Origin of the sequence: Micromonospora sp. NBC_01699, from assembly GCF_036250065.1 — a bacterium.
In the GTDB taxonomy this organism is placed as follows: Bacteria; Actinomycetota; Actinomycetes; order Mycobacteriales; family Micromonosporaceae; genus Micromonospora_G.
Map to the genome: position 1 here is coordinate 2,429,562 of NZ_CP109199.1, position 23,311 is coordinate 2,452,872.

Here is a 23,311-nt window from a genome sequence, read left to right on the forward strand (position 1 = left end):
GTTCGAGCCCCGTTCGAGCCCCGTTCGGCGTCATCTTCCGCCGCATCGCCGAGGAGTGAATCCGTGCGTCCGTCACCGGTTTCCGTACCGAGAGCCACCGGGCGCGAATGGCTCGGACTCGGGGTGCTGAGTCTCGTCGCGTTCGTGACCTCGGTCGACGTGTTCGTACTGCTGCTCGCGCTGCCGGACATCGCCCTCGATCTGGGGGCGAGCGCGGTGCAACAGCTCTGGATCACCGACGTCTACGGCTTCATGCTGGTCGGATTCATGATCAGTGCGGGGACCCTCGGTGACCGGATCGGCCGCCGCCGGCTGCTCATGATCGGCGCGACGGTCTTCGGCGCGGCGTCGGTCGTGGCGGCGTTCTCGGTGGATCCGCTGATGTTGATCGTCGCGCGGGGCGTACTGGGGATCGCCGGGGCGACGCTCGCGCCGGCGACGCTCGGGTTGATCTCCGGGATGTTCCGCGTCCCCCGCGAGCGGGCGGTGGCGGTCAGCGTCTGGCAGATGTGTTTCATGGGTGGCGCGCTGGTCGGGCCGATCCTGGGGGGCCTGCTGATCGGGCACTTCTGGTGGGGCTCGGTCTTCCTGCTCGGGGTGCCGGCGATGGTCGTACTGCTCGTGCTGGGTCCGTTCACCATTGCCGAGAGTTCGCAGCCCGGGGCGGGCCGGATCGACCTGGTGAGCGTCGGGCTCTCGCTCGGCGCGATCCTGCCGACCGTCTACGGGCTCAAGGAACTTGCGAACGCCGGTCCGGACCCGCATTCCGTCGTACCGATGCTCGTCGGTGCCGCGTTCGGGGTGTGGTTCGTTCGGCGGCAACGTCGCCTCGACGATCCACTGCTCGACGTCTCGCTGTTCACGAACCGGGCGTTCGCCGCGATCACCCTCATCATGATCATGGTCACCGTGGTCAGTTCCCTGATGTTCTTCACGGCCCAGTACCTGCAACTCGTGGCCGGGATGAGCGCGTTGGACGCCGCGGTCGCCATGCTGCCCGCGGCGGCCAGCTCCATCGTCGCGATCGCGGCCACGCCGTACCTTGCTCGGGTGTTCGGCCCGGCCACCATCGTCGTCGCGGGCATGACCGTGGCGGCGTTCGGAGCCTGGATGTTCACCACGCCGGCGCCGGGCGACGACCCGACCGCCGTGATCGTCGGGCTCGCGATCGCGACCTTCGGCAACAGCCCGGTCGTGGCCCTGGGTACGACCCTCATCCTCGGCTCCCTGCCGACCGGCCGGGCGGGATCGGCCGGCGGGATAGCCGAGACCGGCACCGAGTTCGGGTTCGCGTTCGGGGTCGCCGTCCTGGGCAGCATCTCCACCGTGGTCTACCGGTCCCGGCTGGTCCTGCCGGAAGACCTCCCGGCCGAGGCACGGTCGCAGTCGCGTGACGGACTCATCGGCGCGATCAACAGCGGATTGCCGGCAGCGGTCGACGCCGCCCGGCACGCCTACGTCCTGAGTCTGCACGCGGTCGGGTGGGCAGTGGTCGTCGTCGCCGGCGCCACCGCCCTGCTCGGCATCCTGTTCCTCCGCCACCCGCCGCCCCGGAACAGCCCGCCAACCCAAGACAGCCCGCCAACCCAAGACAGCCCGCCAACCCAAGACAGCCCGCCAACACACGACAGACCGACAACGGGAGAAGCCGCACAATGAACGTGTCCAGTGCCCGGGAACTGCTCGCCATCGACGGCGGGACCCCATTGCGTACGGATCCATTTCCGGCCCGGCAGCCCTTCACCGAGGAGTGTGTCGAACTCGTCACCGACGCCGTCAGGTCCGGTGACCTGTTCGGCATGGGTGGCCGGTACGTCGGGCGCTTCGAGACCGAGTACGCGGAGTTCTACGGTGCCCGGCACGCCATCTCGGTCTCGTCCGGCACGGCGGCGGTGCACGTGGCGCTGGCCGCGTACGACCCGGAGCCCGGATCCGAGGTGATCACCGCCCCGATCACGGACGCCGGCACGATCGTCCCGATCCTCGCGGCCGGCTGCGTTCCCGTTTTCGCCGACGTGGATTCGAGCTACGCCATGGATCCGGCGTCGATCGAGTCGAAGATCACCGACCGTACGGTCGCGATCGTCGTCGTGCACCTCTTCGGCGGCGCGAGCGACGTCCGGCTCATCCGGGAGATCGCCGACCGGCACGGCATCGCCCTGATCGAGGATTGCAGCCAGGCGCACGCGACCAGGCTCGACGGCCGGTACGTCGGCATGTTCGGCCATGTCGGGGCGTTCAGTCTCCAGCAGTCGAAGCACCTGACCACCGGCGACGGTGGAATGGCGATCACCGACGATCCCGAGTTGGCGGAGCGGATGCTGCTGTTCCGGGACAAGGGCTGGATCCGTACCCGATACGGTTCCCGCTCCTACGACGGATTCGGAATGAACTACCGGATGACCGAACTACAGGCGGCCGTCGGCATTCCCCAGTTGCGTACGTTGGACAGCGTCGTGCGGCGGCGGCGCGACTTCGCCATCCGGGCCAACTCGCATTTCGCGGACGTACCCGGTGTCTCGGCATTCGTGCCGATCGAGGGCTGCGAGGCTTCCTACTGGACCTACCCGTTCGAGGTGGACAACGGCGACATCCACCGGTTCGCCTCGGCGCTGGCCGAGGAGGGGATCCCGACCATGCCCGGCTTCCACAACGATCCGATCTACCTGTCCATGAGCGCGCTGCGGGATCAGAAGACGTTCGGTTCGTCCAGCTACCCGTTCGTCGAGCCGTTCCACGAGCCGGTGTCGTACGCACCCGGTCTCTGCCCGGCCGCCGAGGCGGCGCTCAGCCGGTTGATCGTCTTCTGGCTGAACGAGGACATGACCGAGCGGGACGCGGACTCGGTGGGGCTGGCTGTCGCCAAGGTGGCCCGTGGGCTCACCGCCTGACCGGGTGACCCCACGGTGATCTCGTCGGTACCGTGCCCGCCGGACCCGGATGGGAGCCCGGGCAGGCACGGTACCGACGCAGGATCGGCGGGTCGGTTCAGGAGCCGGCGGCGGCCTGCTCCTTGCGGACCTGGTCGACCAGGTGGGCCGGCATCGGCTCGTGGCGGGCGAAGGAACGGGAGAAGGTGCCCGAGCCGGAGGTGAGCGAGCGCAGCTCGACCGCGTACCGGAGCAGTTCGGTGGCGGGCACCTCGGCCCGTACCAGGGTCCGGTCCATGGTTTCCGGGTCCGCCTCGGTGCCCAGCACCCGGCCGCGCCGACCGGACAGGTCGCTGCGCACCGCGCCGACCGACGAGTCCGGCACCCGGATGACCACCTCGTCGACCGGCTCCAACAGGGTCAGTTCGGCCTGTTCGGCCGCGTCCCGCAGGGCCAGCGCACCGGCGGTCTGGAAGGCGGCGTCGGAGGAGTCGACGCTGTGCGCCTTGCCGTCGACCAGGGTCACCCGTACGTCCACCACCGGATAGCCGGCGAACAGGCCGCGTTCGAGCTGGGCGCGTACGCCCTGCTCCACCGACGGGACGTAGGTGTGCGGCACGGCGCCGCCGACCACCCGGTCGACGAACTCGAAGCCGGAACCGCGGGGCAGCGGCTCCACCTCGACGTCGCAGACCGCGTACTGGTCGTGGCCGTCGGACTGCTTGACGTGCTTGCCGTGTCCGGTCGCGCCCGCGACGAAGGTTTCGCGCAGCGCCACGCGTACCGGTTCGGTTTCCAGTTCGACGCCGCCGGCGCGCAACCGGTCCAGGACGACCTCGGCGTGCGCCTCACCCGTGCACCAGAGAACCAGCTGGTGGGTCTCCGGGTTGCGGTCCAGCCGCAGGGTCGGGTCCCCGGCGGTCAGCCGGGCCAGGTTCCCGGCCAGGGCGTCCTCGTCGCTGCGGGTCGTCGCCGCGATCGCCACCGGCAGCAGCGGTTCGGGCATCTCCCACGGCTCGACCAGCAGCGGGTCGTCCGTGGCGGAGAGGGTGTCGCCGGTCTCCGCGCTGCCCGACTCGGTGATCGCGCAGATGTCCCCGGCGACGCAGGCGGACACCTCGCGCAGCGTCCCGCCCAGCGGGGTGTAGACGTGCGTGACCCGTTCGTCGGCGTCGTGGTCGGGGTGGCCGCGTTCGGCCAGCCCGTGCCCGGAGACGTGGACGGCCCGGTCGGGGCGGAGCGTGCCGGAGAAGACCCGGACCAGGGACACCCGCCCGACGTGCCGGTCGACGGTGGTCTTGACCACCTCGGCGACCAGCGGGCCGTCCGGCTCGCAGCGCATCGGCGGCCGGGGCGAGCCGTCCACGCCGGTCACCACCGGCAGGTCGTGCTCCAGCGGCGACGGGAAGGCCGCCGTCAGCACCTCCAGCAGGGCGTCGAGCCCGACGCCGGTCCCGGCGCAGACCGGCACCACCGGGTAGAGGTGTCCGCGCGCGACCGCGGTTTCCAGATCATCGACGAGTACGTCGACGCCGATCTCCTCACCGTCGAGGTACCGGTCCATCAGGGTCTCGTCTTCGCTCTCCGCGATGATCCCCTCGATCAACTCGTCCCGGGACTCGTCGATGGCCGGCAGGTGCTGCGGTTCGGGGTCGCGTACGTCCGCCGGCAGACCGGCGCTGTAGTCGAAGACCCGGCGGGTGATCAGGCCGAGCAGCCCGGCCGTCGACACGCCGTCGTCGCCGAGCATCGGCAGGTAGAGCGGGACCACGTTGTCGCCGAAGAGCCGCTGGCAGAGGGCCACGGCCTCGTCGTAGTCGGCCCGCGGGTGATCCAGTCGGGAGATCGCGACGGCGCGGGGCATGCCGACCGTGGCGCACTCCTCCCAGAGGTTGACGGTGGCCGCGTCCATGCCACCGGCGGCGGAGACGACGAACAGGGCCGCGTCGGCGGCGCGCAGCCCGGCCCGCAGTTCACCGACGAAGTCGGCGTAGCCGGGGCTGTCCAGCAGGTTGACCTTGATCCCGTCGTGCAGGAGCGGGGCGCAGGCGAGGGTGACCGAGCGCTGCTGGCGTACGGCGGCGGGGTCGTGGTCGCAGACGGTGTTGCCCTCGGTGACGCTCCCGGCCCGCCCGATCGTGCCGGTCGCCGCGAGCAGCGCCTCGACCAGGGTGGTCTTGCCGGCACCGGAGTGGCCGACGAGGACCACGTTGCGGATCCGGTCGGGTTCGTCCGCCATTGGTGCCGGGCCGGTGCCGTCCCTGTCCTGACTCTTCTGCGCCATCGGGCGCACCTCCCTCTACCGGTGGTCGGTCGCTGACGACACGCCGCTGGCCTGCGACGACATGCCGGTGGTTGGGTCACCGCCGCGCTGGCGACCGGGTGCACCGCCCCGGCGGCGGCGTCCCGACGGGAAGCGGGCCGGGCGCTTCGCGGCGATATCCTGGGATAGCCTGCCGGATGCCGGGAACATGTAGTTTCGTTGCGTGACCCAGCTCACGTTCCCTGACCCGATCCCACACCCGCGGCGGACGGTACACAACCCCGTGGCGGCAGGTGACACCACCGGGCTTGCCACCATCGGTGCGGCGACAGATATCGTGGGACCGCCATGGCGAAGATCTTCCAAGTATCTGCCCGAGCGGGTCTGACCCGCGTCATCGAACCGGTCGCCCGCGCGCTGCTGCGCCGCGGCGTGACCCCCAATGCGGTAACGGTGACGGGCACCGTCGGGGTGTTGATCGGGGCCCTCGGCTTCGGCGCCCGCGGTCACCTCGTCACCGGTGCCATCATCGTCACCTTCTTCGCGCTCACCGACCTGCTCGACGGGACGATGGCGCGGATGTCGGGTGGCTCGACCAAGTTCGGCGCCTTCCTCGATTCGAGCATGGACCGGGTGGCCGACGGCGCCGTCTTCGGCGCGGTCGCCTTCTGGCTGGCCAGCGAGGGCGATCGGTGGGGGGTGGCCGGCGCGCTGGTCTGCCTGGTCGCCGGCGGCGTCGTCTCCTACGTCAAGGCGCGGGCCGAAGGGCTCGGGATGACCGCGAACGTGGGCGTCGCCGAGCGTACCGAGCGCCTGATCATCGTCGGGATCGGCGGCATCCTCCAGGGTGCCGGGATCGACCACGCGCTGACCGTCGCGCTCTGGCTGCTCGCCGCCGTGTCGGTCTTCACCGTCGGACAGCGGATGACCCACGTCTACCGCCAGGCCGCCGAGCAGGCCCGACAGCCCCGGCCGACCGAGTCGGGCGCGGACCGGTGAGCCGGATGACCGACCGACCGGTGGGGTTCACCGTCGACCCGAGCATCGGGAACGGTGTGGTCGGGTGAATCTGGTCGAGCTGGGCTATCTGGCCGGCTGGCGGATCACCCGCGCGGTGCCGAAGCCGCTGGCCGCCGCGGTGTTCCGGCTCGGCGCCGACCGGGCGTTCCGGCGGGGCGGCCCCGGGGTCAAGCGGCTGGCGGGCAACCTGCGCCAGGTGGTTGGCCCGGACCTGCCGTCGGCCGAGTTCGACCAGCTCGTCCGGCGCGCACTGCGGTCGTACGGGCGCTACTGGCTGGATCTGTTCCGGCTGCCGTCGCTGTCGCACGCCCAGCGGCTCGCCACGTTCGAGCTGGTCGGAACCGAGATGCTGGCCGCCGACGTGGCCGCCGGCCGGGGCGCGGTGATCGCGCTGCCGCACGGCGGCAACTGGGACGCGGCCGGGGCGTGGGTGGCGGCGATGGGCTGGCCGATCACCACGGTCGCCGAACGGCTCAAGCCGGAGGCGATGTACACCCGGTTCCTGGAGTTCCGGCAGGGGCTCGGCATGGAGATCATCCCGCTCAGCGGCGGGCAGCAGCCGCCGTTCGACGTACTCGCCGAGCGGATCCGTCAGGGGCACGTGGTGCCGTTGCTCGCCGACCGGGACCTGACCCGTCGGGGGATCGAGGTCCGCTTCTTCGGGGCCCGTACCCGGATGCCGGCCGGTCCGGCCCTGCTCGCCCTCAGTACGGGTGCCCCGCTCTACGTCGCCTCGATGTGGTACGAACCGGACAAGGCGCTCGCCGAGCTGGTCGGCCCGCTGGAGCTGCCGGACCCGGCCAGCGGCACCCTCAGCGAGCGGGTACGGGTGCTCACCCAGGACATTGCCGACCATCTCGCGGCCGGTATCGCCCAGCATCCGGAAGACTGGCACATGTTGCAGCGGATGTGGCTGACCGGGGACGATCGGGCGCAGACGGACCCCGTGACACCAGCCGCGCCCGGGCCGGCCTGAGGGGGAGGGCGCAGTGCGGATCGGCATCGTGTGCCCGTACTCCTTCGACGTGCCGGGCGGGGTGCAGAACCACATCATGGACCTGGCCGAGGCCCTGATCGGTCTCGGACACGAGGTGAGCGTGCTGGCCCCGGCGGACGAGGACTCGCCGCTGCCGCCGTACGTCGTGTCGGCCGGTCGGTCGGTGCCGTTCCCGTACAACGGGTCGGTGGCCCGGATCACCTTCGGCCCGGTTTCCACCGCCCGGGTACGCCGCTGGATCGCCCGGGGCGACTTCGACGTACTGCACGTGCACGAGCCGTTGGCGCTGAGCCTGTCGCTGCTGGCCGTGATGTCGGCGCGCGGGCCGGTGGTGGCGACCTTCCACACCGCGATGACCCGGTCCCGGGCGCTGGCCGCCGCGCAGAACATGCTCCAGATCGTGCTGGAGCGGGTCACCGCCCGGATCGCGGTCAGCGCGTTGGCCCGCAAGGTGCAGGTGGAGCACCTCGACGGCGGCGCGGTGGAGATCCCCAACGGGGTGGCGGTGGCGAAGTTCGCCGACGCGGAGGCGCTGCCCGGCTGGCCGGGGGAGTGCGCGCCGGGCAGTGGCGGCACAATCGGCTTCCTGGGCCGGTTCACCGAGCCGCGCAAGGGGTTCGCCTTGCTCCGGGAGGCGTTCATGGCGCTCGCCGCCGAACGTCCCGGCCTGCGCCTGCTGGTCGCCGGTCCGGGTGAGCCGGCCGAGCTGATGGAGGACGTGCCGCCGGACCTGCGCGACCGGGTCACCTTCCTCGGCCTGGTCTCCGAGGCGGACAAAGCGCGCATGCTGCGCAGTGTGCATGTTTACGTCGCGCCGAACACGGGCGGTGAGTCGTTCGGCATGATCCTCACCGAGGCGATGGCCGCCGGTGCCGCCATCGTCGCCAGCGACCTGGACGCGTTCCGTCGGGTGCTCGACGGCGGCCGGGCCGGCCAGCTCTTCCCCACCGGGGACGCGCAGGCGCTGCGTCGTACGCTCGTCGAGCTGCTCGACGACCCGGCTCGCCGGGCCGCCCTGTCGGCGTGCGCGCGAGAGGTCGTGGCGACGTTCGACTGGCCGATGGTTGCCCGCCGGGTTCTGGAGGTATACGCAGCTGCGATCGAGGCCACCGACGGACGGGTGATCGACCAGGAGTGGGTGGGCCCACGCTGAGCCGGTCCGGCGGTCGGCTCGCAGGCAGGTGCCGGCGGCGTACCCACGCCTCCGGCCGGACGGGATGAGGAGCCGCACGACGATGCCGCACATGTGGTGGTTGGTGGGTGCTGTCGCCGTGGTCGGCCTGATCGCGGTCTACCTGTCCTGGACCGTCGGTCGGGTCGACCGGCTGCACATCCGGGCCGCCTCGGCCGCCAGGTCCCTGGACGCACACCTGCTGCGCCGGGCCGCCGCCGCGGCTGTGCTGGCCGAGGAACACTTCGCGGTGGAGCTGTACGCGGCGGCCCGGATCGCGCTCGACGCCGGCCCCGAGGAGCGGGAGGCGGCCGAGAACGACCTCACCCGCCAGCTCCGACTCACCCCGCTGTCCGCGGACGACCCGGCCGCCGAGTCGGTGATCGCGGCCAGCCGCCGGCTCGGCCTGGCCCGCCAGGTGCACACCGATCTCGTACGCGACGCGCTGTCCGCCCGCCGCCGCCCCGTCGTACGACTGCTCCGCATGACCCGCAAACACCCCCGCCCCACCTACTTCGACGTAGACGATCCCACCCTCCACCCCCTGCCCTCTCCTCCTTCCCCTCCTTTCCCTCCCACCCCCACCCCGAGATCCGCACTCCGGTAGAGAAAGAGTGGTTGTTCGCTCCGTCATTGCCACTCGTTGCTCTACCGGAGCTGGCTCGGGCGGGGCGGTGGGCGGGTGAGGTCGACCACAGGGCAGGCCACGGGTGGGTTGATTGGCTGTCGGAAGGGCGGTGGGGCGGGCGTAGCCTTGGGCCCGGTATGTGAAACCTGGCCCCGAGGAGTGACTGAGTCGTGTCCGATTCCGCCGTGCAGCCCGAGTCCACCACCCCTGTTGTCGGCAGTGCCCGAGTCAAGCGCGGGATGGCCGAGATGCTCAAGGGTGGCGTGATCATGGACGTGGTCACCGCCGAGCAGGCGAAGATCGCCGAGGATGCCGGTGCGGTCGCGGTGATGGCGTTGGAGCGGGTGCCGGCCGACATCCGGGCCCAGGGCGGCGTCTCCCGGATGAGCGACCCGGACATGATCGACAGCATCATCAACGCGGTCTCGATCCCGGTGATGGCCAAGGCCCGGATCGGCCACTTCGTCGAGGCCCAGGTGCTCCAGGCGCTCGGCGTCGACTACGTGGACGAGTCCGAGGTGCTGACCCCGGCCGACTACGCCAACCACATCGACAAGTGGGCGTTCACCGTGCCGTTCGTCTGCGGGGCGACCAACCTGGGCGAGGCGCTGCGCCGGATCACCGAGGGCGCGGCCATGATCCGCTCCAAGGGCGAGGCCGGCACCGGCGACGTCTCCAACGCCACCACCCACATGCGCAAGATCCTGGGCGAGATCCGCCGTCTCGGCTCGCTCGCCCCGGACGAGCTCTACGTCGCGGCGAAGGAGCTCCAGGCACCGTACGAGCTGGTCCGTGAGGTGGCCGAGACCGGGAAGCTGCCGGTCGTACTCTTCACCGCCGGAGGCATCGCGACCCCGGCGGACGCCGCGATGATGATGCAGCTCGGCGCCCAGGGGGTCTTCGTCGGGTCGGGCATCTTCAAGTCCGGCAACCCGGAGCAGCGGGCCGCCGCGATCGTCAAGGCGACCACCTTCCACGACGACCCGGACGTGCTGGCCAAGGTCTCCCGTGGGCTGGGCGAGGCGATGGTCGGCATCAACGTCGACGAGATCCCGCAGCCGCACCGCCTTGCCGAGCGTGGCTGGTGAACCCGGTAGCCATCGGGGGCGGCGCATGAGCACCATCGGCGTGCTCGCGTTGCAGGGTGACGTACGCGAGCACCTGCTGGCCCTGGCCAGCACCGACGACGCGATCGCCCGGCCGATCCGCCGGCCGTCGGAACTGGACGACGTCGACGCCCTGGTGATTCCGGGCGGTGAGTCGACCACCATGAGCAAGCTGGTGGCGGAGTTCGAGCTGCTGGACCCGATCCGCAAGCGGATCGCCGACGGCATGCCGGTGTACGGCTCCTGCGCCGGCATGATCATGCTGGCGACCGAGGTGCTCGACGGGCGTCCCGACCAGCGCGGCTTCGACGGCATCGAGATGACCGTCCGACGCAACGCGTTCGGTCGGCAGGTCGACTCGTTCGAGGCCCCGGTGGAGATCGCCGATGTGCCCGGCCCCCGGTTCGACGCCGTGTTCATCCGGGCTCCCTGGGTGGAGCGGGTCGGCGACGGGGTACGGGTGCTGGGTCGGGTGACCGAGGGTCCGGCGGCCGGTCGGATCGTCGCGGTACGGCAGGGCAACCTGCTCGCCACCGCGTTCCACCCGGAGCTGACCGGGGACCTGCGGGTGCACCAGTACTTCGTGGACCTGGTCCGGGACGCCACCACCTGACGGGGTGTGACGGCCGGGCGGGTGGCGCCGGTAGGATTGCCGGGTTCGGCCGGGCAGTCTGCTCAAATCGCCTACCGCCCAGAGCCGACAGCGGATCTTCACCCGGGCTGATTGTCGCGAAATCGGCGAGATCGCCGGGAAGATGAGCGGGCAGTCGACTGTTGACGCGTGGGTTAGCGACGGAGGTAACAGATGTCCGGCCACTCAAAGTGGGCGACGACCAAGCACAAGAAGGCGGTCATCGACGCCAAGCGCGGCAAGATGTTCGCGAAGTTGATCAAGAACGTCGAGGTCGCGGCGCGGACCGGCGGCGGTGACCCGACCGGCAACCCGACCCTCTACGACGCCATCCAGAAGGCGAAGAAGAGCTCGGTCCCGAACGACAACATCGACCGTGCGGTCAAGCGCGGATCCGGTCTGGAGGCCGGCGGCGCCGACTGGCAGACGGTGATGTACGAGGGCTACGGCCCCAACGGCGTCGCGCTCCTGATCGAGTGCCTCACCGACAACCGCAACCGGGCCGCGACCGAGGTACGTACCGCGCTGACCCGCAACGGCGGCTCGCTCGCCGACGCCGGCTCGGTGTCGTACATGTTCACCCGCAAGGGCGTGGTGATCGTGCCGAAGACCGGCCTGACCGAGGACGACGTGCTGATCGCGGTCCTCGACGCCGGCGCCGAAGAGGTCAACGACCTGGGCGAGGCGTTCGAGGTCATCTCCGAGCCGACCGACCTGGTCGCCGTCCGCACCGCGCTTCAGGATGCGGGTATGGAGTACGAGTCGGCCGAGTCGTCGCTGGTCCCGAGCGTCACCATCCCGCTGGACGAGGACGGCGCGCGGAAGATCTTCAAGCTGATTGACGCGCTGGAGGACTCCGACGACGTGCAGAACGTCTACGGCAACTTCGACATCTCCGACGACGTCATGGCCGCCGTCGACTGAAGGCGTAGGCAACTCGCGCTGGCATTTCTGTTGCAGGTGGCGGACGAAGGTGGCTTCCACTTCGATCGGCTAGCCCAGCTGGATCAGTGACCGGTAAGGTCGCGCACGAAACAGCCCCCAGGATCACCTGGGGGCTGTTTTCGCATATGGCTCGCAAGGTTGGATCCTCGTGTTCCGCTGGTAATGAGTCGTTAAGCGGCCGCCGTACTCTGCAATTACTACTTTGCAATTCGTACTCTACAATTCCCATCGTTTCTGGGGTCTTCCCAGCGAGGCGAGTTCTTGGCATAGTACGCCTGGTCGGCGGTGCCGGAGTGGCGACAGCTGCATGTTCCTCAGCCCTGGCGGGGTGGCTCCGACTTGGGCTGAGAAGAATGGGCCACGCTTGGAAGAGGAGTACACATGCCAACAGTAGATCCGGACTCGGAGGGGGAGGGCGCCGCACCTCCAGACCCGCGCGACCGGCGGCTGGAGTACCTGCGGCTGCTCTCTCCCATCATGAAGGATCTTGCGGCTGTGTTGGCCGCGTTGGTGGCCTTGATTACTATCTTCCGGAAATGACGCTTACGGCTAGTGCATAGTGGATCAGCCAATAGATTGGTCGACGCCGGTCGTGTCGATTGTCGGGCCGAGCGGGAAATGGGGGCTCGACCCGACAATCCGCGTTTCGGGCCGTGGTGAGGCTCAGCCGATGTTGTTCATGAAGCGGGTGACGGGCAGGGCGTGGTCGACGATGCGTACGTCGCCGAGCCAGCCGTAGAAGCCCTGCTCGATCAGCCGGTCGTAGTGGTACGCGCCGAAGAACCACGGCTCACCCGAGGTGGCCAGGCCGATCGCCGGGGTGCTCGGGTTGCGCAGCAGCGGGGCGCCGTCGACGTACAGCGTGGTGTGCTGGCCGTCGTTGACCACCGCCACATGGAACCACTCGCCGGTACGCATCTCGTGGCCCCAGTTGGTGGAGATGTCGTTCTGGTTGGTCGGGAAGACCGCCCACTGCAAAGCCATCCCGTCCGACAGTGACAGCGTCGCCAGGGGTTCGGCCGGGTCGCCACCGGTCTTGCCGGCATCCGCGCCCGCACCGAACCGGCTCACCACACTCATCCACGCGTGGTTGGTCGACTTGGCGTCGGTGGGCAGCTTGACGAACGCCTCGATCGTGTAGCCGCCGGTGAGGGTCATCGTGTTCATCGGCGCGGCGTCGGCCGTACGCAGGTAGGCGCCTCGGGCCGGCTTCTTGGCGCCGGTGAACCGCAAACTGGAGCGGGTCGGCTGTGCCGGGTGGTGCTCGGCCGACCAGCGCAGCGCGGTGGCGTCACTGCCGGCGAGGGTGACCCGGGTCAGGTCGTTGCCGTTGCCGGAGAGGTCGTTGACCCGGTATCCGTCCGGGACGGTCGCCCCGTCGGTCGCCGACTGGTCGAACCGCCAGTAACCGACGGTGCCCTTGACCAGCATCTCCTTCACCGGCCGGACCGGCGGGACCGGCACCGGGGCGAAGCCGGCGAACCGCTCCTCGAAGTCGACCGCGAGGCTGAACCGGTCCACCGGGCCGGTCAGCTCGATCTCGCTCTGCTCCAGCGGGTTGCGCCGCTCGGCGACCTTGCCGAGAATCCACGGCGACAACGTTTCCACGTCGATGGTGTTCCGGGCCAGGTCGAAGTGGTAGAGCCGGATCATCGCGCTGCCGCCGTAATAGCGATCCTGGTAGTCGGTGACGTGCACGTGCACGTCGTGCCCGGCGGCATTGGTGAGGACGGTCCGCCCCGACGGCCAGTAGTGCCCGTTGAGCGTCAGGAAAATCTGGTCACTGTCCTTGACCAGGTTGTTCCAGAGCGACTGGCCGTAGGCCGACAACGTGGCCTTGCCGGCCGCGTCGGCCGACGCGACCTCGTGGGTGGTGAGGATCGCCGGGGTACGGGGGTGAGCGGCGAGGACCTGCTTCGCCCAGGCGATCGTGCCGGCGGAAGCCCGCCAGTCGAGCGCGAAGACGAGCCACTCCATGCCGGCGGCGCGTACGAGATGGTAGGTGTTGTAGCCGTCGGGCGTCGAGCCGCCGTAGGTGGACAGCGGCGCGAACCGCGACGGCGGGAACACGTCGAGGTAGGCGCTCGGCCCACGCTGGTCATCCGTACGCGAGTCGATGTCGTGGTTGCCGGCGAGCACGCTGTACGGCATCCTGCGCTTGTCGAAGATCTCGAAGACCTTGCCGGCCGCGGTCAGCTCGGCCGCGGCGGCGTTCTCTACCACGTCCCCGAGGTGCGCGGCGAAGACGATGTTGTGCTCCTCGCGGTGGTCGAGGATGTAGCGCAGGCTCGCGGTCAGCGGGGCCGGGTCGCCCCGGTCGCCGTCGAAAAGGTACTGCGTGTCCGGGATGACGGCGATGGTGAACCGAGGGTTCTCCGGGTCGACCCTGCCGCTGCCGGCGGTGGTGGCGGCCGGGTCGGCGGCGAGGGCGGGCTGCGCGGCGACGCCGAGCACACCGGCCGCCGCCGCGCCCGCACCGACCAGACCGGCACCCCGCAGGAACGTACGGCGGCTGGCGGCGCCCGAAACGGGCGGAAGGGAATTGTCGACGGGTTGCTGCATGCTCATGGCTCCTGATCTGCCGAAAGGGATCGGGCACATTAGGAGCGACAGCTCGGAACGATGATCACCAGCGCGGGCAACGCCAGCCGAACGCAAAGTGAAGTATCCGCAGCTACAGAGCCTGCCGGGCGGCCCCGCCGCGCTGGGTGAACTCGCAACAACCCAACGGCTGCGCCGGGTGTGCCTCCATGATCCCCGAGAGTTCGGCCGGCTCCAGCGAGCCGAACTCTCCCGGATCATGCGGAGGGGAGCGGCCCAGCCGCAGCTCCCCTCCGGGATCACGTTGACCTCAAGTCGGTTTGAGGTGTGAGGGTGCTCGGCATGGAAGCGACAGACATCAACGAGCGGGCGTACGAGACCGAGATCGAGGCGATCAGGCGGGTGGTCGCCACGATCGAGCACTCCCAGAACAACGAGCTGCCCGACGAGTTCGTTGGCCTGTTCCGGGCCGACGCGATCTGGACGACGGGCGGGGGCAAGCTCCTGATCGGCCGCGACGAGATCTCGACGTTCACCCACCGGGTGCTCCCCGGCGGGATGAAGGACTCGACGGTCACCTTCGAGGTCGTACACGTGCTGTTCCTGCGCCCCGACGTCGCCGCCGTCAAGGCCCGCCAGCTCTACCAGACCCCAACCGGCCCGGAGGAGGGCACCCCCTGTTCGTCATGACCAAGCAAGACGGCCAATGGCTCCCAACCGCCTGCCAAAACACCGGCGACCTCACCCCCGAAACCGCGCGTTGACCATGAAGTTAGCGCGGATTCAGGGCCCGGATCATGTCGCTAACTTCATGATCAACGGGGGGAGGGGGTGCGGCGGAGGGCTACTACGGCTATGTCGTCGGTGATTTCTGGTGGGGCTAGGGTGGTTAGGAGGCGGCCACAGAAGGTGTCGAGGTTGTTGTCCACTGGGGATGCGGCGGTGGCTAGGGCCTGCATTCGTTGGTCGATGTCGATGTTGCGGCGTTCGATCAGGCCGTCGGTGTAGAGGACCAGGGTGGCGCCGGGGGGCAGGTCGAGTTCCAGGTCGTCGGGGCGGGTGGCGCGTACGCCGAGCAGGGTGGCCTGGTGCTCGATGAAGGTGGGGGAGCCGTCGGGGGTGATCAGGAGTGCCGGGAGGTGGCCGGCGCTGGCCAGGCGGATCCGGCCGGTGTCCGGTTCGAGGGTCAGTACGCAGAGCGTGGCGAACTCGCCCGGCAGGAGCGTACGCAGGAGTTTGTCGACCCGGGCCACTATCGCGCCCGGCGGATGCCCCTCCACCGCGTACGCCCGGATGGCGTGCCGGAGCTCGGCCATGACGGTCGCCGCGTGCAGTGAGTGGCCGGCGACGTCGCCGATCGCGACCAACAGTCGGCCGTCGATCATCGCGAGCTCGTAGAAGTCGCCGCCGACCTCGGTGTGCGCGCTCGCCGGCTCGTAACGGACCGCCAGATCCAGCCCGTCGATCCGGGGCAGCGTACGGGGCAGCAGGCTGCGTTGCAGCGTCACCGCGATCCGGTGCTCCTGGTCGTAGGAGCGTTGCGCCTCGACCGCCGCGGCGAGTGCCTGTACGAGCTGACTGAGCACCATGGACTCGGCGGCCAGGGCCGAGTCCGGCACGGCGATCTGCACCCCCGGCCGGTCGTCGCGCAGCCGGGCGGTGGCCACCGCGATCCGCTCATCGGCCGCGGTGAGCAGCGGCCAGGCGGTCGGCGATTCGGTGCGCAGCGCCACGCCGAGCGGGACCGGCGTCGGGTCGAGCGGCCACGACCTGATCGTCACCGGTGTGCCGGGCTCGGTGGTGGTGGCGATCAGCCGTTCGCCGTCGGTGTTCTGGGCGGCGACGACGGCGCCCGTACCGAAGATCTCGGCGGCCCCGGCCACGGCGGCGGTGAGCAACTGGACCAGGGTGGGGGCCGAGTTGACCGCGAGGGTGGTGTCGGCGAGCCGGGCGAGCCGGGCGGCGAGCAGCTCGGCCCGGCGCCGGGCCCGGTAGTAGCGCAGCGCGGCGTGCGTGGTCGCGACCAGCTCGTCCGGCTCGATCGGCTCGACCAGGTACGCGTCCGCGCCCCGGCTCAGCCCCTGGATCCGGTCGGCCACGTCGACCGCGTGCGCCGAAACGTGGATCACCGGCCGGGACGACCAGCGCGGATCGGCCTTGATCCGTTCGCTGACCTCGAAGCCGGTCATGTCGCCCAGCCGCACGTCCAGCACGAGCAGGTCGACGTCCCGGTGTTCCATCAGCTCCAGCGCCGCCCCGCCGCTGTTCGCCTCGATCACCGTGAAGCCGGCCCGGGACAGCCAGCTCACCAACAGGTAACGCTTCGCGGCCCGGTCGTCCACCACCAGGATCGTGGCGTCCGACGGCACCTGGTCGGTCGTGCTCATCGCATCGGTCGTACGGGCAGCCGGACGGTGAAGGCGCTGCCGGCACCGGGGCGGCTCTCGACGTCGAGGGTGCCGCCGAGCAGGGTGGCGAGCCGGCGGGCGTACGGCAGGCCGAGCCCGGTGCCGCCCGGTGACCTGCCCGGCACCTGGTAGAACTCCTCGAAGATCCGCTCCTGGAGTTCGGGGGCGATGCCGATGCCGGTGTCGCTGACCCGCAGCGTCCAGGTCCGCCCGTCGTGGTCCGCGGTCATCCGCACCTCGCCGCGTTCGGTGAACTTGAGCCCGTTGTGCAGCAGGTTACGCAGCACCTGGGTCAGCAGGGCCTCGTCGGAACGGATCGTCGCCGACGCCTCGGGCTCGACCACTATCAGCTCGACCTCGGGGCGGGGCGCCAGCGCCCTGGCCGTACCGCGAAGCTGGCCGAACAGGGCCCGCAGTTCGATGTCGGTCCAGGTCGGCTCGATCGTGCCGGACTCCGCCTTGGCCAGGTCCAGCAGGTCGTTGACCAGCGATAGCAGGTCCACGGCCGAACCCCGGACCAGTTCGATCTGTTGCCGCTGCTCGTCGGTGAGCGGATCGGAGGCCGGGTCGAGCAGCAGCCGGGACAGCCCGATCACCGCCGTCACCGGCGCCCGCAGCTCGTGGCTGGCGTTGGCCAGGAAGCGGGTCTTCGCCTCGCTCGCCGACCGCAACTGCACCGACCGGTCCTCCAACTCGGCGTGCAGGGCGACAACGCCCCGGTTCGTCTCGTCGAGTTCCTCGGAGAGCTGCGTGTAGAGCGCCAGCACACCCTGGTTCGTCTCGCTGAGTTCCTCGTTGAGCCGGGCGAGTTCGTCGCGCTGGGCCCGCGCCTGCTCCAGGGCGGCGAGCAGTTCCTCGTTCTGCTCGGCCATCTCCTCCAGTGGCGTACGGGCCACCGAGGCGCCGAGCTTGTCGCGTACCCGCTCCAGTTGGGCGGGGGTGAGCGGACCGGCCGAGGCGGGAATGCGGCGGGACATCCGGATCACCGTCGCCGTGCCGTCCTCCCGGACCGCGAAGGTGTCGACCAGTCGGGCCACGGCCAGCGCCCCGGACAGCCGCTGCTGGGACGTGTCGGGCGTGGCGCGGGTGCTGACCTCGATCAGCAGCACCGCCTCCTCGCCGACCCGCACCGAGAAGAGCACCTCGGCCCGTGACGGCGTACGGACGGCGACCAGCAGGTGGCGGCCGACCTCGCTGAGCGCGGTGGCGAGACGTACCTGGTCCTGGTGTTCGAAACCGACGGCGGCGGCCACCTCCCGGCCCCGTTGCCGGACCACGAACACGTCCGACTCGGTACGCAGCGCCATCCGCAACAGCGGCGTGCCCGTGTCCGTACCGGTCGCCTCGGTCACGGCCGGGTCCGGGCGACCAGTACGCAGGCATCGTCGCGCCGTACGCCCGCGTCCCGCAGCAGCGTCGCGGCGATCACCTGTGGGGAGCGGCGTTGCAGGCCGGGATAGTCCGTCAGCCGCCACCGGTCGGTCACGCCGTCGCTGTGCATGACCAGGTTCGCGTGGTCCGGTAGCGGATACTCGAACTCGCGTATCGAACGGCGCTGGTGGCCGACGATCCCGGGCAGGGAGACCAGTCCGCGGCGTTCGTCGCCGTCGACCACGAACCCGGCGATGTTGCCGAGTCCGGCGTACCGGAGCAGGTTGGCGTCCGGCACGAGTTCGGCGACCGCCGCGGCGGCCCCTCGGGTGTGCGAGATCGAGCCGTGCAGGTGCTCCACCACGGCCGACGGTGGACCGGCCGGGGCGGTGTGGAAGGCGTGTACGGCCGCGCTCGCCGCCGCCGCCGCGAGCGGCCCGTGACCCAGACCGTCGCAGACCAACACCTGCCGCCGACCGTCGACGATCCGTACGGCGAAGCCGTCACCGCAGGACAGTTCGCCGGTCATCGGCCGGCTCACCCCGGCGGTCCAGACCGGTTCGGGTTGCCCCGCCGGCCACACCTGGGCGACCGTCACCGTGCCCCGGCCGGGCATCGAGAACACGTCGACCCAGGTCGACTGCCGCAGGATCGCGCCCAGGCCGATGCCCAGCGAACCGGCGGTCGAGTGCCCGTCGCGCGACGACGACGTCACGTCGGCCATGCCGGGTCCGGAGTCCACCGCGACGAGTTCGACTCCGGCGATCTTCCCGGACCGGGCCGGGCGGATCAGGAGTTGCCCGTCGACGGCGTGCTTGACCAGGTTGGTGGCCAGTTCGGTCACCACTATCGCGAGCGCGTCGATCCGGACCCTGTCCAGGCCGACCCGCGCGCCGAGCTGTTCGGTGGCCCGGCGGGTGGCGCCGACCGTACCCGGCTCCTCGACCCGGAACCACACCCCGTCGTCGGTCAGTCGGTCCTCGCCGGTCATGTCGACCGGGCCCATTTGGTGATGGTGACGGTGGTTCCCCGGCCGGCGCCGGTGTCGATGGCGAACTCGTCGACCAGTCGCCGGGCCCCGCCGAGGCCCAGGCCGAGGCCGCCGCCGGAGGTGTAACCGTCGGTCAGGGCCAGGTCCAGGTTGGGGATGCCGGGTCCGTCGTCGGAGAAGACGATCCGTACGCCCTTGCGTCGGCCACTGTCCACGAGACCGACCTCGGCGTTGCCCCCGCCGCCGTAGACGAGGGTGTTGCGGGCGAGTTCACTGGCGGCGGTGACGAGTTTGGTCTGGTCCACCAGGGACAGTTTGACCGTGACGGCGGCGGTGCGGACGAGTTGACGTACCCGGACAACGTCGCCGTCCGAGCTGATCGTCACGACCCGGGGTGTGTCCGGGTCGAGGCCGCCGGTCACGGCGTGGTCGTTGTCGGTGGGTCGAGATCGAGCCCGGTGGGCAGCGCCCAGACCTCCGCCGGGTACGGGTCGACGACGTACGACGCCTCGTCGGCGCGGGCGCGGGCGAGTAGTTCCATGCCGCGTTCGACGTTCAGCGCGGTCCGGATGCCATCGAGCGACAGGCCCAGTTCGACCAGGGTGATCGCCACGGCGGGGCGCATGCCGACCACCACGGTCTCCGCGTCGAGCACCCGGGCGATCCCGGCGATCGAGGAGAGCATCCGGCCGACGAACGAGTCGACGATGTCCATCGCGGTGATGTCGATGATCACCCCGTGGCAGCCGGTCGCCACTATCCGGTCGGCCAGGTCCTCCTGGAGCGCGAGCGCGGTCTGGTCCTCCATGTCGACCTGGATCGAGACCAGTAGCAGGTCACCGATCTTGAGTACCGGTACCCGGTCCATCAGGCGCCTCGGTGGCCGGTGACCGGGGCCGCCGGGCCGTGTGCCCGCCGGGACGCGTCGATCATCCGCAGCGCGTGCCGGAGGGCGTCGGCGAGGCTCGACTTGGTGGCGATGTCGCCGAACTCGATGCCCAGCGCCACGATGGTCTGCGCGATCTGCGGGCGGATGCCGGAGATGATGCACTCCGCGCCCATCAGCCGGGCGGCGACCACGGTCTTGAGGATGTGCTGGGCCACCTGGGTGTCGACCGCCGGTACGCCGGTGATGTCGATGATCGCGTACGGCGAGCCGGTGTCGACCAGGGTCTGCAACAGGCGCTCCATGACCACCTGCGCGCGCGCCGAGTCCAGCGTGCCGACCAGCGGTACGGCCACCACGCCGTCCCAGAGTTTCACCACCGGAGTGGACAGCTCCAGGAGCTGTTCGGCCTGGTCGGCGATGAGTTCCTCACGGGATTTGGTGTACCGCTCGAAGGTGTAGAGGCCCAGCTGGTCGACCACGGTCGAGCCGGCCACGAAGTCGGCGAGCAGTTCCCGGTCGGCGTCGCGTACGTTCAGGATGCCGATCAGCGCGTCCTTGAGGGCGAAGACGCTGATCGCGGTCTCGGTGGCGGTGAAGCCCTGCCGGGCCCGGATCCGGGACAGGTCGGCGAGCGTGGCCCGCAGTCCGGCGGCACTGTCGGTGGTCAGGTCGAACGGGCCGTCGCCCAGGGCAGCGATCAGTACGCGGTGCAGTTCCTGCACCTCCTGGCGCAGTTCCGCCTCGGTCGTCCGGCCGCGCATCGACGCGGCGGCGATCTCCGTCCACTTGGTCACCAGGTGCTCTGCGTGTTCGCTCAGCAACGCTGCGAAACGACTGCTCTCGTTCGCCGTGATTCCCATGCTTCCCTCCCCAGTTGCCAGCCATGCTCGACCAATGGCCGGTCAGGCCGGTGGACTGTATCACCGGGGGTAGCGGCGGCAGCGGGGTCGACGACCGGCGGTGGCCTGCGAATGTTGACCTTTCCGAATCGACCGCTCGGCGGTCGCGACGGACGGTCCGGATGGGCATGTGATACCGGTCCGCAGCCGTCGGCGGCCGGATCGTCGTGGCCGGGTGACCGTTGTCAGGTCGGCCGGTACTCCACCTCGGGGCGGCCGGGGGTGCCGTAGCGGGAGGTGCGGCTGACCCGGCCGGTGCCGACCAGGTGTTCGAGGTAGCGGCGGGCGGTCACCCGCGACGTACCGGTCCGGGTCGACACCTCGCTGGCGGACAGCCCCGGCTCGGTACGCAGCACGGCCAGCACCGCGTCCAGGGTCTCGGTCCCGAGCCCCTTGGGCAGGGTGTCGGCGTCGGCGCCGCGCAACGTGGCGAACATCCGGTCGACCTCGTGCTGGGCCACCACCGCGCCGTCGGCGAGGGCCTGGCGGCGGTACTCGGCGTACCGTTCCAGCTTGTCGCGGAACGCGGCGAAGGTGAATGGCTTGAGCAGGTAGTGGGTCACCCCGAGGGCGACCGCGGCGCGGACCATGGTCAGGTCCCGGGCCGAGGTCACGGCCAGCACGTCGGTGCTGCTGCCGACCGCCCGCAGCGCCCGGCAGACGTCCAGGCCGTGCAGGTCGGGCAGGCGAAAATCCAGCAGTACGAGGTCCACCCCGCCGCCACCGTCGACGCGCAGGGCCGCCATCGCCTCCCGGGCGGTGTGCGCGACCCCGACCACGGTGAAGCCCGGCACCCGTTCGGTGTAGGCGCGGTGTGCGTCGGCGAGCAGGGGCTCGTCCTCCACGACCAGCACCCGGATGGCGGTCACGTCGGGGACTCCCGGGGGATCGGTAGCCGGGCCGGTATCGGCAGCCGGACGCTGAACAGCGTGCCACCTGCGGCGGGACGGCTCACGTCGACCTTGCCGTCGTAGCGTGACACCACCTGCCCGACCAGGGCCAGGCCGAGTCCCCGGCCGGCGCTCTTGGTCGACCAGCCGCGTCGGAACGCGTCGGTGACCTGCGCCGGATCGAGTCCCGGTCCGCTGTCGGCGACCCGGACCGTCACCTCCTGGTCGGTCGCGCCGACGAAGACCCGGACCTGCCGGGGCGGCTCGGTGCCGCCGACCGCCTCCAGGGCGTTGTCGAGCAGGTTGCCGACCACGGTGAGCAGGTCGCCGATGGGCAGCGGGTGCCCGTCGAGCCGGGAGTCGGGGTCGACCACCAGGTCCACGCCCCGTTCGCCGGCCTGGGCGGACTTGCCGAGCAGCAGCGCGGCCAGCGCGGGTTCGGTGACCGAGCCGACCACCCGGTCGGTGAGCTGCTGGGCGAGGGTCAGTTCGGCGGTGGCGAGCTGCACCGCCTCGTCGGTACGCCCCAACTCCACCAGCGTCAGTACGGTGTGCAGTCGGTTCGCCGACTCGTGCGCTTGGGCTTGCAGGGCCTCGCTGAGTCCGCGTACCGAGTCGAGTTCGCTGGCCAGGGTGCGCAACTCGGTGTGGTCACGCAGGGTCAGTACGGTGCCGACCGCCCGGCCGCCGAAGGTGGTGGCCCGCTGGTTGGCCACCAGGACCCGGTCACCGGCGAGCATCGGCTCGTCGTGTGCGGGGCGGCCGGAGAGGATCAGGTCGGCGACGGCCGGCGGGAAGCCGAGCTCGGCCACCGGCTGGTCCTGCACCGGGTCGGCCCCGGTCAGCCCGAGCAGGCGCCGCGCCTCGTCGTTGATCAGGGCCACCCGCCGGTCCGGGGTGAGCACCACCAGGCCCTCCCGGACCGAGTGCAGGACCGCGTCGTAGTACTCGTACATCCGGGTGATCTGGGCCGGGCCGAGGCCGTGGGTCTGCCGGCGCAGGCGGCGGCTGAGCAGCCAGGAGCCGGCGGCGGCGAGGGCGAGCGCGGCGGCGGTGGCGCCCAGCAGGGCGGGTGCCTGGGAGAACAGCTTGCGGTTGATCGCCTCGGTGGTGATGCCGACCGAGACCAGTCCGACGACGGCGCCGCCCTCGCCGCGTACCGGCACCACCGCCCGGACGGACTCGCCGAGGGTGCCGATGTTGATCGTGGTGAACGCCCGGCCGAGGAGCGCGGGTTCGATCTCGCCGACGAACGGGTGACCGATCTGGGCCGGGTTGGGGTGCGAGTAGCGGGTGCGGTCGGGTGCCATCACCACTATGAAGTCGGTCCCGGTGGCCCGGCGGGTCGATTCGGCGTACGGCTGGAGCGTGGCGGCCGGGTCGGGGGAGCCCAGCGCGGTCGCCACGTCGGGGGAGCGGGCGACGGCCTCCGCCACCGCGAGCACCTCCTCCTTCGCGGCGTCGCGTACGTCGGCGCGGGCGAGCAGCACCGCCCCGGCCATGCCGGCCACCACCAGCAGGGTGACGACCAGGACCTGCAAGGCGAAGAGTTGGCCCGCGATGCTCCATCGTCGTCTGGACATGCGCATCAGTGTTCCCTGTGTGACGGCTCTGGCGCTTGACGACGCCGGAGATCAGTTTGTTGTTTCGGGTGGGGGTCTGCCCGGTGAACACAATGAACGCAAGGCTGT

General features: G+C 70.6%; 21 protein-coding genes. 11 read left to right on the top strand and 10 right to left on the bottom strand.

Annotated elements, in window-relative coordinates; genetic code table 11:
* Positions 1-63 precede the first annotated feature (63 nt).
* Together OG792_RS10960 and OG792_RS10965 are read left to right on the top strand one after the other, a co-directional pair.
* Positions 64-1,659, top strand: coding sequence for an MFS transporter (locus OG792_RS10960; RefSeq protein ID WP_329109227.1), 1,596 nt, complete (start codon positions 64-66; stop codon positions 1,657-1,659).
* The gene (locus tag OG792_RS10965) at positions 1,656-2,891 is read left to right on the top strand and encodes a DegT/DnrJ/EryC1/StrS family aminotransferase (RefSeq protein WP_329109229.1); all 1,236 of its coding nucleotides are present in this window, start codon (positions 1,656-1,658) and stop codon (positions 2,889-2,891) included. Before OG792_RS10960 ends, OG792_RS10965 begins: the two co-directional genes overlap by 4 nt.
* Positions 2,892-2,988: 97 nt before the next feature.
* Here OG792_RS10965 and OG792_RS10970 read toward each other — a convergent pair whose 3' ends face one another.
* A complete protein-coding gene (locus OG792_RS10970) occupies positions 2,989-5,154 on the bottom strand; it encodes an elongation factor G-like protein EF-G2 (RefSeq protein WP_329109230.1) in 2,166 nt (721 codons plus the stop codon).
* A gap of 327 nt (positions 5,155-5,481) precedes the next feature.
* Between OG792_RS10970 and pgsA the strand changes: the two genes are divergently transcribed.
* From pgsA to OG792_RS11010, 8 genes are all read left to right on the top strand, one after another.
* Positions 5,482-6,132, top strand: coding sequence for a phosphatidylinositol phosphate synthase (pgsA, locus tag OG792_RS10975; RefSeq protein ID WP_329109231.1), 651 nt, complete (start codon positions 5,482-5,484; stop codon positions 6,130-6,132).
* A 64-nt stretch (positions 6,133-6,196) separates the two neighbouring features.
* Positions 6,197-7,129, top strand: a complete 933-nt coding sequence (locus tag OG792_RS10980; protein WP_329109232.1) for a phosphatidylinositol mannoside acyltransferase — start codon at positions 6,197-6,199, stop codon at positions 7,127-7,129.
* 13 nt (positions 7,130-7,142) lie between these two features.
* Positions 7,143-8,303, top strand: coding sequence for a glycosyltransferase family 4 protein (locus tag OG792_RS10985; protein WP_329109233.1), 1,161 nt, complete (start codon positions 7,143-7,145; stop codon positions 8,301-8,303).
* 82 nt (positions 8,304-8,385) lie between these two features.
* A complete protein-coding gene (locus OG792_RS10990; protein ID WP_329109234.1) occupies positions 8,386-8,928 on the top strand; it encodes a hypothetical protein in 543 nt (180 codons plus the stop codon).
* Positions 8,929-9,119: 191 nt separating this feature from the next.
* Positions 9,120-10,037 (top strand): pyridoxal 5'-phosphate synthase lyase subunit PdxS, encoded by a 918-nt coding sequence (gene pdxS / locus OG792_RS10995; RefSeq protein WP_329109235.1) that lies wholly within the window; start codon positions 9,120-9,122, stop codon positions 10,035-10,037.
* Between the two features lie 25 nt (positions 10,038-10,062).
* On the top strand, positions 10,063-10,668 hold the full coding sequence (gene pdxT / locus OG792_RS11000; RefSeq protein ID WP_329109236.1) for a pyridoxal 5'-phosphate synthase glutaminase subunit PdxT: 606 nt from the start codon (positions 10,063-10,065) through the stop codon (positions 10,666-10,668).
* A gap of 192 nt (positions 10,669-10,860) precedes the next feature.
* A complete protein-coding gene (locus OG792_RS11005; RefSeq protein ID WP_329109237.1) occupies positions 10,861-11,610 on the top strand; it encodes a YebC/PmpR family DNA-binding transcriptional regulator in 750 nt (249 codons plus the stop codon).
* Positions 11,611-12,012: 402 nt separating this feature from the next.
* Entirely contained in the window at positions 12,013-12,171 is a 159-nt protein-coding gene (locus OG792_RS11010) for a hypothetical protein (protein WP_329109239.1), read from the top strand.
* A 123-nt stretch (positions 12,172-12,294) separates the two neighbouring features.
* Here the strand turns inward: OG792_RS11010 and OG792_RS11015 are convergent, their stop codons facing one another.
* Positions 12,295-14,193, bottom strand: a complete 1,899-nt coding sequence (locus OG792_RS11015) for a LamG-like jellyroll fold domain-containing protein (RefSeq protein ID WP_329109240.1) — start codon at positions 14,191-14,193, stop codon at positions 12,295-12,297.
* Between the two features lie 321 nt (positions 14,194-14,514).
* On the opposite strand from OG792_RS11015, the gene OG792_RS11020 reads away from it, so the two are divergent.
* Positions 14,515-14,862 carry an SgcJ/EcaC family oxidoreductase gene (locus OG792_RS11020; protein ID WP_329109241.1) on the top strand — a complete coding sequence of 116 codons (348 nt, stop codon included), beginning with the start codon at positions 14,515-14,517 and terminating at the stop codon, positions 14,860-14,862.
* Positions 14,863-14,987: 125 nt separating this feature from the next.
* Here OG792_RS11020 and OG792_RS11025 read toward each other — a convergent pair whose 3' ends face one another.
* The 8 genes from OG792_RS11025 to OG792_RS11060 all read right to left on the bottom strand — a co-directional run bounded on the left by OG792_RS11025 (position 14,988) and on the right by OG792_RS11060 (position 23,203).
* The gene (locus OG792_RS11025; RefSeq protein ID WP_329109243.1) at positions 14,988-16,559 is read right to left on the bottom strand and encodes a fused response regulator/phosphatase; all 1,572 of its coding nucleotides are present in this window, start codon (positions 16,557-16,559) and stop codon (positions 14,988-14,990) included.
* On the bottom strand, positions 16,556-17,887 hold the full coding sequence (locus tag OG792_RS11030) for a sensor histidine kinase (protein ID WP_329111196.1): 1,332 nt from the start codon (positions 17,885-17,887) through the stop codon (positions 16,556-16,558). The genes OG792_RS11025 and OG792_RS11030 overlap by 4 nt, the downstream gene beginning before the upstream one ends.
* A 41-nt stretch (positions 17,888-17,928) precedes the next feature.
* On the bottom strand, positions 17,929-18,957 hold the full coding sequence (locus tag OG792_RS11035) for a SpoIIE family protein phosphatase (RefSeq protein WP_329109244.1): 1,029 nt from the start codon (positions 18,955-18,957) through the stop codon (positions 17,929-17,931).
* Positions 18,939-19,328 carry an anti-sigma regulatory factor gene (locus OG792_RS11040; RefSeq protein ID WP_329109246.1) on the bottom strand — a complete coding sequence of 130 codons (390 nt, stop codon included), beginning with the start codon at positions 19,326-19,328 and terminating at the stop codon, positions 18,939-18,941. Before OG792_RS11040 ends, OG792_RS11035 begins: the two co-directional genes overlap by 19 nt.
* A gap of 32 nt (positions 19,329-19,360) precedes the next feature.
* Entirely contained in the window at positions 19,361-19,810 is a 450-nt protein-coding gene (locus tag OG792_RS11045) for an STAS domain-containing protein (protein WP_329109248.1), read from the bottom strand.
* A complete protein-coding gene (locus OG792_RS11050; protein ID WP_329109250.1) occupies positions 19,810-20,691 on the bottom strand; it encodes an STAS domain-containing protein in 882 nt (293 codons plus the stop codon). The genes OG792_RS11045 and OG792_RS11050 overlap by 1 nt, the downstream gene beginning before the upstream one ends.
* A 224-nt stretch (positions 20,692-20,915) precedes the next feature.
* A complete protein-coding gene (locus OG792_RS11055) occupies positions 20,916-21,599 on the bottom strand; it encodes a response regulator (RefSeq protein ID WP_329109252.1) in 684 nt (227 codons plus the stop codon).
* Positions 21,596-23,203: a sensor histidine kinase gene (locus OG792_RS11060; RefSeq protein ID WP_329109254.1), complete on the bottom strand. Its 1,608-nt coding sequence runs from the start codon at positions 23,201-23,203 to the stop codon at positions 21,596-21,598. Before OG792_RS11060 ends, OG792_RS11055 begins: the two co-directional genes overlap by 4 nt.
* Positions 23,204-23,311: the final 108 nt, after the last annotated feature.